Source organism: Brevibacterium linens ATCC 9172, from assembly GCF_900169165.1.
In the GTDB taxonomy this organism is placed as follows: domain Bacteria; phylum Actinomycetota; class Actinomycetes; order Actinomycetales; family Brevibacteriaceae; genus Brevibacterium; species Brevibacterium linens.
The window spans coordinates 95,452-110,501 of sequence record NZ_FXYY01000002.1; the positions used below are offsets into that span (position 1 = coordinate 95,452).

At 65.5% G+C, this 15,050-nt stretch carries 11 protein-coding genes; 9 read left to right on the plus strand and 2 right to left on the minus strand.

Annotated elements, in window-relative coordinates:
* Nucleotides 1-44: 44 nt before the first annotated feature.
* The 3 genes from ilvC to serA all read left to right on the plus strand — a co-directional run bounded on the left by ilvC (nt 45) and on the right by serA (nt 4,278).
* Nucleotides 45-1,076 (plus strand): ketol-acid reductoisomerase, encoded by a 1,032-nt coding sequence (ilvC, locus tag BLIN9172_RS01975; RefSeq protein WP_101553625.1) that lies wholly within the window; start codon nt 45-47, stop codon nt 1,074-1,076.
* 189 nt (nt 1,077-1,265) lie between these two features.
* Nucleotides 1,266-2,558: a GNAT family N-acetyltransferase gene (locus tag BLIN9172_RS01980; protein WP_025779415.1), complete on the plus strand. Its 1,293-nt coding sequence runs from the start codon at nt 1,266-1,268 to the stop codon at nt 2,556-2,558.
* A gap of 127 nt (nt 2,559-2,685) precedes the next feature.
* Nucleotides 2,686-4,278: a phosphoglycerate dehydrogenase gene (serA, locus tag BLIN9172_RS01985; RefSeq protein ID WP_101553626.1), complete on the plus strand. Its 1,593-nt coding sequence runs from the start codon at nt 2,686-2,688 to the stop codon at nt 4,276-4,278.
* Nucleotides 4,279-4,301: 23 nt separating this feature from the next.
* Here serA and BLIN9172_RS01990 read toward each other — a convergent pair whose 3' ends face one another.
* The gene (locus BLIN9172_RS01990; RefSeq protein WP_101553627.1) at nt 4,302-5,003 is read right to left on the minus strand and encodes a phosphatase PAP2 family protein; all 702 of its coding nucleotides are present in this window, start codon (nt 5,001-5,003) and stop codon (nt 4,302-4,304) included.
* Entirely contained in the window at nt 5,000-5,851 is an 852-nt protein-coding gene (locus BLIN9172_RS01995) for an HpcH/HpaI aldolase/citrate lyase family protein (RefSeq protein WP_101553628.1), read from the minus strand. Before BLIN9172_RS01995 ends, BLIN9172_RS01990 begins: the two co-directional genes overlap by 4 nt.
* Nucleotides 5,852-6,154: 303 nt before the next feature.
* Between BLIN9172_RS01995 and BLIN9172_RS02000 the strand changes: the two genes are divergently transcribed.
* From BLIN9172_RS02000 to BLIN9172_RS02025, 6 genes are all read left to right on the plus strand, one after another.
* Nucleotides 6,155-7,192: a 3-isopropylmalate dehydrogenase gene (locus tag BLIN9172_RS02000; RefSeq protein ID WP_101553629.1), complete on the plus strand. Its 1,038-nt coding sequence runs from the start codon at nt 6,155-6,157 to the stop codon at nt 7,190-7,192.
* A gap of 194 nt (nt 7,193-7,386) precedes the next feature.
* Nucleotides 7,387-8,478, plus strand: a complete 1,092-nt coding sequence (locus BLIN9172_RS02005) for a branched-chain amino acid aminotransferase (protein WP_101553630.1) — start codon at nt 7,387-7,389, stop codon at nt 8,476-8,478.
* Between the two features lie 229 nt (nt 8,479-8,707).
* Complete coding sequence (locus BLIN9172_RS02010) at nt 8,708-10,198, plus strand: MFS transporter (protein WP_101553631.1); 1,491 nt, start codon at nt 8,708-8,710, stop codon at nt 10,196-10,198.
* A 69-nt stretch (nt 10,199-10,267) separates the two neighbouring features.
* Nucleotides 10,268-12,004 carry a DUF222 domain-containing protein gene (locus BLIN9172_RS02015; RefSeq protein ID WP_101553632.1) on the plus strand — a complete coding sequence of 579 codons (1,737 nt, stop codon included), beginning with the start codon at nt 10,268-10,270 and terminating at the stop codon, nt 12,002-12,004.
* Nucleotides 12,005-12,103: 99 nt separating this feature from the next.
* Complete coding sequence (locus BLIN9172_RS02020) at nt 12,104-12,766, plus strand: N-acetyltransferase (protein WP_240811919.1); 663 nt, start codon at nt 12,104-12,106, stop codon at nt 12,764-12,766.
* 74 nt (nt 12,767-12,840) lie between these two features.
* On the plus strand, nt 12,841-15,048 hold the full coding sequence (locus BLIN9172_RS02025) for a prolyl oligopeptidase family serine peptidase (RefSeq protein ID WP_101553633.1): 2,208 nt from the start codon (nt 12,841-12,843) through the stop codon (nt 15,046-15,048).
* Nucleotides 15,049-15,050: the final 2 nt, after the last annotated feature.

Genomic DNA, 15,050 nt, shown 5'->3' on the forward strand with positions numbered 1-15,050 from the left:
GAAACAATGGGGACATCACCCCGTAAGCATAAGGAGCTAGAACTATGGCAGCAGAACGCTATTACGACGACAATGCAGACCTGTCGATCATCCAGGGCAAGAAGGTCGCCGTCATCGGCTACGGCAGCCAGGGCCACGCCCACTCGCTGAGCCTGCGCGACTCCGGCGCTGAAGTCCGCATCGGCCTCAAGGAAGGCTCGCCCAGCCGCGACAAGGCCGCGGCCGAAGGCCTCGAGGTCGGAACCCCCGCCGAGGTGGCCGCATGGGCCGATGTCATCACCATCGCCGCACCCGACCAGGTTCAGGCCGAGATCTTCAACAACGAGATCAAGGATCAGCTGGCTCCCGGCAAGACCCTCGTGTTCATCCACGGCTTCAACATCCGCTACGACTACATCAAGGCTCCCGAGGGCGTCGACGTCATCATGGTCGCCCCGAAGGGACCGGGCCACGTGGTCCGTCGTGAGTTCGTCGACGGCCGCGGCGTGCCCGTGCTCGTCGCCGTCGAGGTCGACGCCTCCGGCAAGGCCTGGGACACCGTCCTGTCCTACGCCAAGGGCATCGGCGGCCTGCGCGCCGGCGGCATCAAGACCACCTTCACCGAGGAGACCGAGACCGACCTGTTCGGTGAGCAGACCGTGCTCTGCGGCGGTGTCTCGCACCTCGTCCAGTACGGTTTCGAGACCCTGACCGAGGCCGGCTACCAGCCCGAGATCGCCTACTTCGAGGTCCTCCACGAGCTCAAGCTCATCGTCGACCTCATGGTCGAAGGCGGCATCGCCAAGCAGCGTTGGTCCTGCTCCGACACCGCTGAGTACGGCGACTACGTCTCCGGCCCGCGGGTCATCACGTCCGAGGTGAAGGAGAACATGAAGGGCGTCCTCGACGACATCCAGAACGGAAAGTTCGCCGAGCGCTTCATGAACGACCAGAAGAACGGCGCACCGGAGTTCAAGGAGCTGCGCGCCAAGGAAGAGCAGCACCCGATCGAGTCCACCGGCCGCGAGCTGCGCAAGATGTTCGCATGGCTCAAGGACTCCGACGACGACTACACCGAGGGCACTGCCGCTCGCTGAGTCTGATCACTCGGTCCTGTACACAGGAGCCCCGGATGCCGCTCGGTGTCCGGGGCTCTTTCGCATTCACCTCGGCGATCCCATGGTGCCGTGCCGGCCGATTCCATCAGCGGTTGCGGAACTCGGGGGTCGCCCGACATCGATAGGGAAAATCCCCCGACGGCGGACCATGTGGACTACTGTGGATGTGTGACGAATTACAGATTCGAAGACTTCAAGCCGACCATCGACGCGTCCACCGGCGAACCGGATGAGCGCACGAAGGGCTATTTCGCCTCGACGAGCGTGGGCTTCCATGACCCTCGGTCGACCGATGCGGCCCTGCTCAACCGGGTCGAGCGGGCGATCGCCGATGGGCGCAATCTCACCGCCGTCTATGCCGATCAGGAGTTCGGGCACGGCCTCGACGCCTCGATCCCGGTGGCGACCTTCGCGTGGTTCGAGAAGCTCGTCAACGTCGGCGGGGGACGGCTGGTGCCCGGTCACCTCATCACCTGGATCACGGTGCGCCCGACCCATCGCCGGCGCGGTCTGCTGCGGTCGCTGATGACCACGGACCTCGCCGAGGCGAAGGCGAACGGCTACCCGTTCGCCGCACTGACCGCGACCGAAGGCGGAATCTACTCGCGCTTCGGCTTCGGTGTGGCCACCTGGCTGCGTTCGATCGAGGTCGACACCTCGCCCGGCTTCAAGATGGTGCGCGAACCCGATCGCCGCGTCGAGATGTGCCTGCCGAGCGAGCTGCGTGAACTGGCTCCGAAGATCTACGGCGAGTTCATGCGGACCTCACCCGGCGCCATGGAGCGTCAGCAGACCTACATCGAACGCGCCACGGGTGCACTCAACACCGAAACCGGCGAAGAGGATCGAGGCGTCCGCGCGGCCCTGCACTTCGACGAGCAGGGCGAGCCCGACGGCTATGTCTCCTACAAGTTCGCCGGCTGGTCGAAGACCCCGCCGACCGTCGACATCATCGACTTCGTGGCCGCCACCGATGCGGCCTACGCCTCGCTGTGGTCGTTCCTCGCCGCCATCGACCTGTCGACCCGAGTGACCTTCGGCGAGTCCGCCGAATACTCCCCGCTGCCGTGGCTGCTCACCGATTCCAGGCGTGTGAAGACCGTTGCGAGCGAGGACAACATCTGGATCCGCATCCTCGACGTCAAGGCCGCGCTCGAGGCCCGGCCCTGGTACGTGCCCGGGACACTGACGATCGACATCGACGATTCGCTCGACCTCGCCGGTGGACGCTTCACGATCACCTCGGACGGTGAGAACGCCGAGGTGACCCCCGCCTCCGATTCGACACCGGCTGACCTCGGGCTCGGCATCGCCGAGCTCGGGTCCCTCTACCTCGGCGGCGCCGATCCCGTCATCCTCGCCCGGGCGGGACGCATCGACGAGCAGACGCCGGGATCCGCTGTGCTGGCCAGCGCCATGTTCAGCCTGGGCCGGGCGCCGTATTCGCCGAACGGGTTCTGAGCGCGCCACGGATTCTGAGCGTGCAGCACTGTCTGTTGAGCGATTGTTCCCAGAATCTGAGACCTTGTGAAGGATTCCTGAAAGTCTCATAAGGTGGACGCGTCCCGGACGCAACAGGAGGAAATCAGTGCCCAAGCCCGTCGTGCTCATCGCCGAAGAACTGTCACCGGCCACCATCGAAGCTCTCGGAGGAGACTTCGAGATCCGTCACACCGAGGGCGCCGACCGATCCCAGCTCCTGCCCGCCATCGCGGACGCCGATGCGATCCTCGTCCGGTCGGCCACGCAGGTCGACGCCGAAGCCATCAACGCTGCGAACAACCTCAAGGTCATCGCCCGTGCCGGAGTCGGACTCGACAATGTCGATGTGCCCGCAGCCACCTCGGCGGGTGTCATGGTCGTCAACGCTCCCACGTCGAACATCATCTCCGCAGCCGAGCTGACGATGGCCCACATTCTGGGATCCGCGCGGTACTTCGGCGCCGGCAACACCTCGCTGAAGGCGGGGGAGTGGAACCGGAAGAAGTACACCGGCGTCGAACTCTACGAGAAGACTCTGGGTATCGTCGGCCTCGGCCGCATCGGCGGACTCGTCGCCGAGCGCGCGAAGGCCTTCGGCATGCGTCTGGTCGGCTACGACCCCTACATCACTCAGGCTCGTGCGGCTCAGATGGGCGTCGAGGTCCTCGACCTGCCCGGCCTGCTCGCCGTGTCCGACTTCGTCACCGTGCACATGCCCAAGACGCCGGAGACGGTCGGCATGATCAGCACCGAGGAGCTCAAAGCCGCCAAGCCCGGCGCCCGGTTCATCAACGTCGCCCGCGGCGGCATCATCGACGAGGCGGCCCTGGCCGAGGCCGTGGCCAAGGGTGAGGTCGGCGGCGCCGGAATCGACGTCTGGAACGTCGAGCCGCCGGAGCACTCGGCGCTCATGGATCTCGACGCCGTCAACGTCACCCCGCATCTGGGCGCCTCGACTCATGAGGCACAGGAGAAGGCCGGCGTCGCCGTGGCGAAGTCCGTGCGCAAGGCTCTGGCAGGGGAACTCGTCCCCGACGCGGTCAATGTCGCAGGCGGTGCCATCCACGAGGATGTGCGTCCGGGCATTCCCCTGGCCGAGCGTCTGGGCCGGGTCGTCAACGCGCTGGCCGACTCCTCGGTCACGCACTTCAAGGTCGAGGTCAACGGCGAGATCGCCGACAAGGACGTCTCCGTCCTCAAGCTCTCCGCGCTCAAGGGCCTGTTCAAGGACGTCGTGTCCGACCAGGTCTCCTATGTCAACGCTCCGCTGCTGGCCGAAGAGCGCGGAATCGGCGTCGAACTCGTCACGGATCCGTACTGCGAATCGTTCCGCAACATCACCCGCCTGACCGCGACGACGAGCACCGGGCAGCGCATCTCGGTGTCGGGCACCGTGACCGGTCCGAAGCTCGTGCAGAAGCTCACCGAGGTCGACGGCTACTCGCTGGAGATCGAGCTGACGGACAACCTGCTCATCTTCCGCTACGAGGATCGTCCGGGAATCATCGGTCAGCTGGGTCTGGCACTCGGCGCGAACAACGTCAACATTGCCGGAATGCAGGTCTCGCCCGCGTCGACGAGCAACGAGGCGCTGTCCGTCCTGGCCGTGGACTCGGTCGTCTCGGACGAGGTCGTCAAGGCTGTGGCCGGTGCCGTGAACGCCTCGGCCTTCACCGGCGTCTCACTCCAGGAGGACTGAGACCCTCACGCCGGACGACCCGTTCACCCCGCAAGCCAGAGAGCGAAGCGGGGTGAGCGGGTCCTCTGTGCTGTCAGGGTCCAGAACTCGTCGACGAGAACGGCGACGGCGATGCCGATGAAGGCGCCGGCGATCGTGTCGGTGAGCCAGTGGACCTGGAGCGCGGTCCGCGACCACATCATGGCGAGGATCCAGACGGCGGCGAGGAGGAATGACCAGCAGAAGCCCATCCTCGGTGCCTGAGCTTCTGCTGCCTGGGCGACTGATCCGCGCAGCTGATGGCGGCGGCAGGCGATGATCGCCAGGCTCATGGCCAGTGCGGCAGCGCCCATCGAATGTCCCGAAGGGTAGGAGAAGCCCAAGGATTCGTAGAGCTGATCGCCGGGGCGCAGGCGGGTGACGACGGCCTTGAGGATCTCCGAGGCGGCGATGCCGGCGAGCATCGTCGTGACGAGGACGATCGCCGAGCGCAGGCGTCTGCGCAGGATGAAGAAGCCCGTGAGCAGCGTGGTGCAGATGACCACACCGGTCCCGCCGCCGACCTCGGCGAGGACGACGGCGATCCAGTACGGCACCGAGCCCTCAGTGAGGCCGACGAGCTCCAGCCAGGCCTGATCGATCGGGGTGGGTCCGATGCGTTCGAGGTGCAGCCACAGTCCGAAGGCGATGATGAACAGGACGGCGGGCAGTGTTGCCCACAGCAGCCAGGACGGCTGTCGGCTCAAGCGTTCCAGAGGCCGTAGGTGTCAGCCAGGGACGCGATCTTCTTCGCACGGGCCAGGCGGGGCAGGTAGGAGCCGTCGGTGATCTCGGATCCGCCTTCGGCGGCTTCGAGCATCTGGCGGGCCCAATCGCGTTCGTCCTCGCTCGGGCTCATTGCCTCGTTGAGGGTGTTGACCTGGTCGACGGTGAGCACGAGCTTTCCGGTCATGCCCATCATGTGAGTGACCTCGGCATCGGCCCAGACCTTCTCATCATCGGCATCGGCGGCCGACGGTCCGTCGATGGGACCGGGCAGTCCGCCCATGCGGGAGGCGATCGTCAGGCGCGAACGGGCGTAGGCCAGGGCCATCGGATCGCCGGAGAAGCCCGTGTCCTTGCGGAAGTCGTTCGTGCCGAAGGCCAGGCGGAAGGTGCCGGGCGCCTCGGCGATCTTCGTGGCGTTCTCCACTCCACGCGCCGATTCGAGGAGTGCGATGACCGGCAGGCCCGCCTTCGCACGCATCGCGGTGTAGGAGACCTGCTCGGGCCGTTCGGTCTCCGGGAGCATGACTCCGCGCAGACCGGGCAACATGGCGATCGCGGCGAGGTCATCGTCCCAGAATTCGGATTCCATCTTGTTGATGCGCACCCAGGCCGACATTCCGTTCTTCAGTGCGCGCACGACATTGTCACGTGCCTCGAGCTTCTTGTCGTCGGCGACGGACGCTTCGAGGTCGAAGATGACGGAGTCCGCTTCCGACGTCTGCGCGGGAGTGAAGATCTCTTCCTTCGCAGCGTTGACGAGCAGCCAGGACCGGGAGAGTTTGGCGGGCAGAGCTGCGGCACGGGCGTTGCGGATGGTCTCGGTCAATGATCGACTTTCTCTCGGGGCAGTTTCGGCGTGGCCCCCACGGGGTTTGGGGTGCTGTATCCATCTTCGTCCCTGCGGCGCCGGATGTGTAGCCGGAATCAGGGTTTGAGACGTGAAATTGTTCATGACCGCACACGGATCGCGGGATCTGTCCCGGGAAGGGCAGGCGCGGCCCGTTGGGGCAGGGGGCCGCTTTCGGGTGGCTGACGTCGCTCAGCCTCCGTGCCGATGAGCGCCGGTGACGATGGTTCACATTGTAAGACGCCGCAGTTGCATCGTGAGATGGGGTCGTATTCTGTGGGCATGAAGTTCTCAATCGCAGTCATGCCCGGAGATGGAATCGGCAACGAGGTCGTCCCCGAAGGCCTCAAAGTCCTCCGCCGCGCCATCGAGGTGTCAGGCGAGCCCGTCGAGCTCGAGCTCACAGACTACAAGGTCGGCGCCCAGCGCTACCACGAGACCGGTGAGACGCTCACCGACGACGAGCTCGAGTCGCTGCGTGGACATGATGCCATCTTCTTCGGCGCCTGCGGGGATCCGTCCGTGCCCTCCGGAGTGCTCGAGCGCGGAGTGATCCTCAAGATGCGCTTCGGGCTGGGGCATGCAGTGAACCTGCGTCCCTCGAAGCTGTTCTCCGGAGTGACCAGCCCGCTGGCCGATCCCGGAAAGATCGACTTCGTCGTCGTCCGCGAGGGCACCGAGGGCTCGTACACCGGATCCGGCGGATCGGTGCGCACGGGCACCCCGCAGGAGGTCGCGACCGAGGTCTCGGTCAACACCTGGTACGGCGTCGAGCGTGCGGTCCGCGACGCCTTCGCCCGGGCTCAGGCGCGGAACAAGAAGCTCACCTACGTGCACAAGCACAATGTCATGGTCCATGCTGGTCACCTGTGGCGTCGCGTGGTCGAGAAGGTCGGGCAGGAATTCCCCGAGGTGGCCGTCAACTACGAGCACACGGATGCGTGCACGATCTACATGGTCACGAATCCCGAGCGCTACGACGTCATCGTCACCGACAACCTCTTCGGGGACATCCTCACCGACCTCGCAGCCGCGGTCACCGGCGGAATCGGTCTGGCCGCCTCGGGGAACCTCAATGTCGAAGGGACGGCGCCGAGCCTGTTCGAACCGATCCACGGTTCGGCTCCGGACATCGCCGGCCAGCAGATCGCGGACCCGACCGCGTCGATCCTCTCGGGGGCGCTCATGGCCTCCCACCTGGGACTCGAGACCGTGGCCAAGGCGATCGAGACGGCCGTCGAAGCCGACCTCGCCGAGCGCGACGGAACGAAGCGGTCCACCTCCGAGGTGGGCGACGCGATTGCGGCACGCCTCGGCTGACCGGAAGCCGCGGTCGGCGTGGTCGACCGCCTCGGCGAGGGGCGGATGGGTGACGATGGGGTCACCTCTGCGAGGATGAACCCAACCGAGCGACACCCGATTTCAGGATTGACGACATCACCCCGGTGCGACGAGCGCCGGGGTGATGGACTACCCTGAAAGTGTCACTCATCACAAGTGAGAAAAGAGTTTTCATGACAGATTTCACCGTTCTTAAGAACCTCCAGCCGCAACCCGAGCTGGTGCGCGAGAACATCAAGAAGGATCCCGGCTTCGGCCAGTACTTCACCGACCATATGGCGCACATCCGTTACACGGTCGACGACGGTTGGCAGGGGCACGAGGTCCGGCCGTACGGGCCGCTGCTGCTCGACCCGGCAGCCGCTGTTCTCCACTACGCCCAGGAGATCTTCGAGGGGCTCAAGGCCTACCGTCATGCCGACGGTTCGGTATGGACGTTCCGACCCGAGCGCAACGCCGCGCGCATCAACCGCTCCGCCGAGCGTCTCGCGCTGCCGCAGCTGCCCGAAGAGGACTTCATCAACTCGCTCAAGCAGCTGGTCAGCCTCGACCAGGCCTGGGTTCCGACGCCGGAGTCGGACGCCGATGAGTCGAGCCTGTACCTGCGGCCGTTCATGATCGCCACGGAGCGGTTCCTCGGCGTGCGGGCCAGCCATGAAGTCGACTACTACGCCATCGCATCGCCGGCCGGTCCCTACTTCTCCGGCGGCATCAAGCCGGTGTCGATCTGGCTCTCGCCGAAGCTCAAGCGCGCCGGCGCGGGCGGCACCGGCTTCGCCAAGTGCGGCGGCAACTATGCATCGTCGCTGGTGGCGACCAACGAGGCGGCCGCAAAGGGCTGCCAGCAGGTGCTGTTCACCGACTCGGTCGAGAACAAGTACATCGACGAGCTCGGCGGCATGAACCTCATGCTCGTGACGAAGAGCGGCAAGCTGCTCACTCCGGCGCTGAGCGATTCGATCCTCGACGGCGTCACCCGTCGTTCGCTGCTCGAACTGGCACCGCAGCTCGGACTCGAGGCCGAAGAGCGTCAGATCTCCATCGAGGAGTGGCGTGAGGGTGCGGCCAGCGGCGAGATCGTCGAAGCATTCGCCTGCGGCACCGCTGCCGTCATCACGCCGATCAGCAAGCTCGTCAGCGAGGACTTCACCATCGACCATGGTGAAGAGGCCGGTGAGAAGACCATGGAGCTGCGCAGGACGCTGCTCGACATCCAGTACGGACGGGTCGAGGACACGAACAACTGGCTGGTGCGCCTGGCCTGATTCGATGGGCGTCGTTGGCCTGGCGGGCGTTGTCTGAACTGGACGTCAGTGTCTGATCTGGACGTCAGCCGGGCACGCTCTTGAGGCGGGCCGCTGCGAAGTGATTCGCGGCGGCCCGCCTTCTGCTTTCCGCGCGTCGTTCACCCGTTGTCCCTTGTTGCCCACCCGCTATCCATTGCGCCGGCGGACGTTTTACTCAGTTGTGCGTAAATTGCGGTACTGTGGCCTCGTGCACACGACCACCTCGGCGTCGATTCCGACAGCCTCCGAAGTCATCGCTCACCTGCCATGGAAGTGGCGCACCCAGGGTGCCATCTTCATCATCGGCGGGCTCGGTTTCATGTTCGACGCCTGGGACGTCGCTCTCAACGGATTCCTCATTCCGCTGCTCAGCGACTATTGGAGTCTCAGCCTCGGCCAGGCCGCATGGATTGCGACCGCCAATCTCATCGGCATGGCACTGGGTGCCTTCATCTGGGGCGGCATCGCCGATGTCATCGGGCGGAAGAAGGCGTTCACTCTCACTCTGCTCGTCTTCTCGATCTTCACGGTCGCCGGAGCATTCGCGCCCGCATATGGTTGGTTCATCCTCTTCCGCTTCCTCGCGGGATTCGGTCTGGGCGGATGCATCCCTGTCGACTACGCCCTCGTCGGGGAGTTCACGCCCAGCCGACATCGCGGACGCGTGCTCACCGCCATGGACGGCTGGTGGCCGATCGGCGCCTCGCTCTGTGCGTTCGTCTCCGCCTATCTGCTCGGTTTCGGGGACTGGCGGCTGATTATGCTCGTCATGATCGTTCCCGCCCTGCTCACCGTCGCCGTGCGTTTCGGGATTCCTGAATCACCTCTCTATCTCGCCTCGGTCGGCCGGTACGCCGAAGCCGACGCGATCATCAGACGACTGGTCGAGCGCACCGGCGCCGACGTCACCGAGTGGACCCATGAACCGGTCGGCGAGGCTGCCGCAACGCCGGCGGCCGGTGACGATGCAGCCCCGGCAACGGCTGAGCCCGACGCGGATCGGAGCACGGCGAGCCCCGCCGCGTCGCAGACGACGCCGACCTCGGACGCGGGGCCCAGAGTCAGCGGGCAGCTGCGAGCGGCCAGCGGTCAGCTCGTGCAGCTGTGGCAGCACTCAGCCAAGACGACCCTCGTCGCCTGGTCGCTCTTCGTCTCCGTCCTCCTTGTCTACTACGCGGCACTGACATGGCTGCCCGGAATCCTGAAGAAGCAGGGGCTGGCCGATCAGGCGGCGTTCCTCGTCACCGGGTCGATGACCGCGGTCGGCATCCTCGGCGTGATCGTCTGCGCGCTCATCGTCGAACGATTCGGTCGCAAATGGGTGCTCGGAGTCTCGGCGATCGTGGCCGCGATCCTCCTGATCGGATCTGCCGTATTCATCGAAGCTTCCGGTGCCGAACTCAACTGGACGGCGAAAGCGGCCATCATCGGCTTCGGCTTCGTCATCCAGATCGCGATCCCGACCCTGTACACCTATGTCTCCGAGCTCTACCCGACCCGACTGCGCGGTTCTGGTTTCGGTTGGGCTTCTGCGGCGTCGCGTCTGGCCACGGGAATCGCCCCGATCGTGTTCGGCGCGTTCATGTGGCCGGTGCTCGGCCTGACCCTGACGTTCGTCCTCACCGGAGCTCTAGTCGTCGTCGCCGTGGTTCTGATGAGCTTCATGGCACGAGAGACGACCGGTGAAGAATTGAGCTGACTAGTGGTCTGACCAGGGCAGATACGTTCGGGAAATGTCGTGTCAGTGCCGCCAGGTAGTGTTCTGGACATGGAGGCAAAGCAGGTTCCGGACGCACTCACCGAGATCCTTCGGTGGCGCGACAGCCTGTCCGAAATGCCTCCTGCCGCGACCGAGGAAGAAGCGATCGATCGCATCACGGCTCTTGAGGAACTGACCTCCGCATGCGCCGCCGCACAGGCCCGCGAAACCCTGACGTTCGATATGCACCGAAAGAATCGGGAGGCCGAAGACGGTGTCCCGAGCACGAAGCAGGGACTCGGGGTCGGCGCGGAGATCGGCCTGGCCAGAAAGGTCTCCCGACACCGCGGCAACGCGCTGCTCAAATTCTCACGGACCCTGCTCCTGGACCTGCCCAATGTCTACTCGGCGATGAAGGGCGGAGACATCTCGGAGGAGAAGGCACGCACTGTCGCCAAGGAATCCGACTGGCTGCCGCGGGAGAAGAAGCACGAGCTCGACGAGCGGATGGCCGAACGCCTGGCCGAGGTGGGAGTCAGACGACTGGGCAACGAGGTGAGGGCCCTGGCACAGAAGCTCGACCAGCAGGCAGCGGTCGACCACCTCGAACGCTGTGTCGAAGAGCGCTCGGTCAGCGTGCGTCCGGCACCGGGAAACATGGCCTATCTGACTGCTCTGCTGCCGATGTCGCAGGCCGTTGCCGCATTCGCCAATCTCAAGAAGTCGGCCCAGACCGTGACCGCCACCGGCAAGGCCGACGGCCGTGGTCAGAATCAGATCGCTGCGGATCTCTTGGTCGAGCGACTGACCGGGCAGGCTGCCGCTGCGGCCGTGCCCACCGAAGTCCACCTCATCATGCAGGACAGCAGCCTGTTCGGGCCCGGAGAAGAATCGGCATGGTTCCCCGGGGTCGGCCCGATCCCGGCCCAAGCCGCCAGGAACGTCGTTGCCGAGAACGAGGCCGCCACCTTCATCCGCAGGCTGTACACGCGGCCGGAAGACGGTCAGCTCGTGCGGATGGACTCCCGCCGCAGGGAATTCTCCGGGCTGCTTCGACGCATGGTCGTCTTCCGCGACGACGTCTGCCGTTCGCCCTGGTGCGAGGCACCCATCCAGCACGCCGATCATGTCGACGCGGCCGCTGCCGGTGGGGAAACGGACTGGGACAACTCTTCTGGACTGTGCGCCGCCTGCAACTATCTCAAGGAACTCAGCGGGTGGCGCCATCAGGCGACAGCCGAGGCCCTCGAGGTCATCACACCGACCGGTCACCACTACAGGACCCGAACCAAACCCCTCAGCGGTCCCGATCCCGGATGCGCCTCTGGTCAGGACGACAGTCGTGGTGCGAGGCATGGCCCCGGCGAACAGGATCCTCCTGATCAGCAGCATGATCGGCAACGGCAGCAACTTCCCGGCCGACAGCATGGTCCCGAGCCGGGACGAGACACCGGGGAAGCAGCGGCAGAGAGGACGGCGACACCGGTCGACGGGGCTCGCGCCGCGACTCCGGGCGACGAGGCTCGCGCCGCGACTCCGGTCGACGGGGCTCGCGCCGCACCGCCGAGTGACAGCGACTGTGCCGGAGCGCTGGATGACGAAGCCCGCGTTGTACCGCCGCGTGCCGATTCCGAATTTTCGGTGATGATCCCATGGCGATACGTTCGCCGGACCTCGCAGCCGGCAACCATCGATATCGGTGGGTCGAGTGTCGGAATCGACATCGTCGATGCCGACGAACGGCCGATGAGCCCAACCGAAGAACTTCTCCGCGCCGCAATCCTCGAACACAGACGCAGGCTGTGAGCCGAGTCTGCCGCGCTGTGAACCGAGTCTGCTGCGACGACGGCAAGTGGCCACCGAAAGTTCAACTGCCCGCTCCATGACGAGACTATGGTGATAGTCATGAACGACCTCACCGGGCAGCCGTCGCCCGCCGGCCATTGCGCGCGGTCCGGCCACGCGGACGACCCCACGGTCGAAATCGTGTGGGGGATGCCGGCGGGGATGGGTCCACTGTGGCAGGGCGTGCCCTCGGGGCCGGGAATCCGCGGTGTCCTGCCACCCCGCAGCGAGGTCGAAGCGCTCTATGGGGCCGCTGCCGCCGAGCCGCCGCTGAACGAGGACCCGAGGTTTGCGGCACTGTTCGCCGATGTCTACGACGTCTCCGTCCGCAAGGGACAGGCCCTCATGACATTGACCCGGACCCAGCCCGACGGGCGGCTGAGCTCATTCGCCTACGGCCACCATTGGAGGTGGGAGGAGCAGAAGTATCCGTGGGCATTCGAACTGCAGAGCCGCCTCGGCGAAGCTTCGACCGAACTCGAATCGACCTTCGCACTCAACCTGCTCGCCCGTGACCCGAAGCAGCGCGAACAAGGCCCGGGACGGCGCACCCTTCAAACGTGGATCGGAGAGGTCGGACACTGCGGCTGCTGGCTGCAGACCGACGATATCGACAGTCCGGCACGCCGCCTCTACGAAGAACTCGGCTTCGCAGAACTCGGACACGGCCCCGACGCCCCCAACGGGCAGCCCGGCCTGGTCATGTTCCGCAGCCCGCGGTGAGAACTGCACGTCAGACGAATTCCTCGTCCGCGGCACCACGTGGCTGTTTCAGCGGCGGTCACTAGGATGGGAGAATGCGCGAAGAAGACTCACCGACAGCGGCCCCGACGACGAGTGCCGAACTGCCCGACGACGAAAACCTCTGGCTCGAAGACATCTCCGGCGAGCAGCAGATCGCCTGGGTGAAGAACCAGAACGCGGAGACCCTCGACCGATTCCACGACGACCTCTTCGATACCATCTCCGGCGAACTGCGCACCGCGCTGGACTCCGACGACCGCATTCCGATGGTCACCAAACGCGGCGACCACTTCTTCAACTTCTGGCGCGATAGGACCAACCCGAAAGGTCTGTGGCGACGCACCACATGGGAGAGCTACCGCACGGATGCACCCGACTGGGATGTGCTGCTCGACCTCGACGAACTGGCGGCACAGGAAGACACCGCCTGGGTCTGGTCAGGAGCGATGGTCCGGCGCAGCGACAATCGGCGCGCCCTCGTCCTCCTGTCCCCGGACGGAGGCGACTCCCACCGAGTCCGCGAATTCGACCTCGATGACCGCACCTTCGTCGACGGCGGCTTCGACATCCCCGCCGCCAAGACACGATTGGCCTGGCTCGATGATGACACCGTCCTCGTCGCCACCGAGACCGACGCCGACTCACTGACGACCTCGTCGTATCCTCGCCAAGCCAGAGCGCTCCGCCGCGGTCAGAGCCTCGACGAGGCCCCGATCGTCGCCGAAGTCCCACGCGACCATGTGGCGATCTTCGTCGGCAGCGACATCCGCCCCGACACCGCGGCCACCGACCGCGCAGTCATCATCGACGCCATCGACTTCTTCAACTCGACGATGAGCTTCCTCGACCTCGCCGACATCACCGGCGCAGACGGGACGCTGTCGGTCGAACCGACGACTTGGGCCGACGCGCTCAACCGAGTCGACGTTCCCACCGACGTCGAGGTCGGCTTCGACCGCGACCTCGTGCTCTTCCGTCCGCAGTCGACGTGGCAGTCCACCACCACCGAGGTGGCCGCCGGCGGCCTTGCTATCGCCGATATCGATGCGGTCAAGGCAGGAGAGATCACTCCGCGCGTGATCTTCACCCCGGACGCCCGCACCTCGCTGCAGTCCTTCACCTTCACCCGCGACTACCTCGTCCTCGAGCTGCTCGCCGACGTGCAGTCGACGCTGACGGTCCTCGACCTGAACAACGACTTCGCCGAATCCACCCTGCCCGGGGTGCCGGCCAACCATATGGTCGGCCTCGGCGCAGTCGACAAATACGACCCGGCCACCGCCAACGACTTCTGGATGGTCAGCACCGGCTTCCTCACGCCCTCGACGCTGTCATACGGAACTCTGGGCCCCTCGGACGAAGCTGCGGGAACGGACTCCGAAAAGTCCACCGCCGAGGTGATCAAATCGGCGCCGGCGATGTTCGATGCCGACGGGCTCAGCGTCGAGCAGCACTTCGCCACCAGCGCTGACGGAACGGCGATCCCGTACTTCCAGATCGGATCCGACGACCTCGTGCTCGACGGCGACAATCCCACACTGCTCGACGGCTACGGCGGATTCGAAGTCAGCCGCACACCCGGATATTCACCCGTGGTCGGCATCGGCTGGCTCAGCCGCAGCACCACCGGAGACACCATCCCGACAGGCCGCCGAGGCGTCTATGTCCTCGCCAACATCCGCGGCGGAGGCGAATACGGGCCTGAATGGCACACTGCCGCGATGCGAGAGAACCGCATGCGCTGCTATGAAGACCATTCGGCCGTGGCCCGCGATCTCATCGCCCGCGGAGTGACGAGCCCGAAGAGGCTCGCCTGTGCCGGCGGTTCGAACGGCGGATTGTTGGTCGGCAATATGCTCACCCAGTATCCCGAGCTGTTCGGCGCAGTCTCCTGTGGAGTTCCGCTGCTGGACATGGCCCGGTACACGAAGCTCAGCGCCGGCTATTCATGGAAGGCCGAGTACGGCGACCCGGACGTGGCCGAGGACTGGGCGTTCATCAGACACTTCTCGCCCTACCACCTCCTCGAGGGCGGACAGGACTATCCGCCGGTGCTGTTCTGGACGGCGACGTCGGATGACCGGGTGGGACCGGTGCAGGCGCGGAAGATGGCCGCCCGGATGCAGGCGCAGGGTATCGAGAACGTGTGGTTCTTCGAAGACACCGAAGGCGGTCATTCCGCGGCTTCGGACAATGAGCAGACCGCGTTCACCCGGGCGCTGAGCTACCGGTTCATGTGGAACGCGCTGACAGGGGAGTAGGT

Excerpts from the sequence above, each read along its gene's own strand:
- ilvC (WP_101553625.1), top strand. The coding sequence starts at position 45 with ATGGCAGCAGAACGCTATTACGACGACAATGCAGACCTGTCGATCATC.
- BLIN9172_RS02005 (WP_101553630.1), top strand. The coding sequence starts at position 7,387 with ATGACAGATTTCACCGTTCTTAAGAACCTCCAGCCGCAACCCGAGCTG.
- BLIN9172_RS02000 (WP_101553629.1), top strand. The coding sequence starts at position 6,155 with ATGAAGTTCTCAATCGCAGTCATGCCCGGAGATGGAATCGGCAACGAG.
- BLIN9172_RS02015 (WP_101553632.1), top strand. The coding sequence starts at position 10,268 with ATGGAGGCAAAGCAGGTTCCGGACGCACTCACCGAGATCCTTCGGTGG.
- BLIN9172_RS02020 (WP_240811919.1), top strand. The coding sequence starts at position 12,104 with ATGAACGACCTCACCGGGCAGCCGTCGCCCGCCGGCCATTGCGCGCGG.
- BLIN9172_RS02025 (WP_101553633.1), top strand. The coding sequence starts at position 12,841 with ATGCGCGAAGAAGACTCACCGACAGCGGCCCCGACGACGAGTGCCGAA.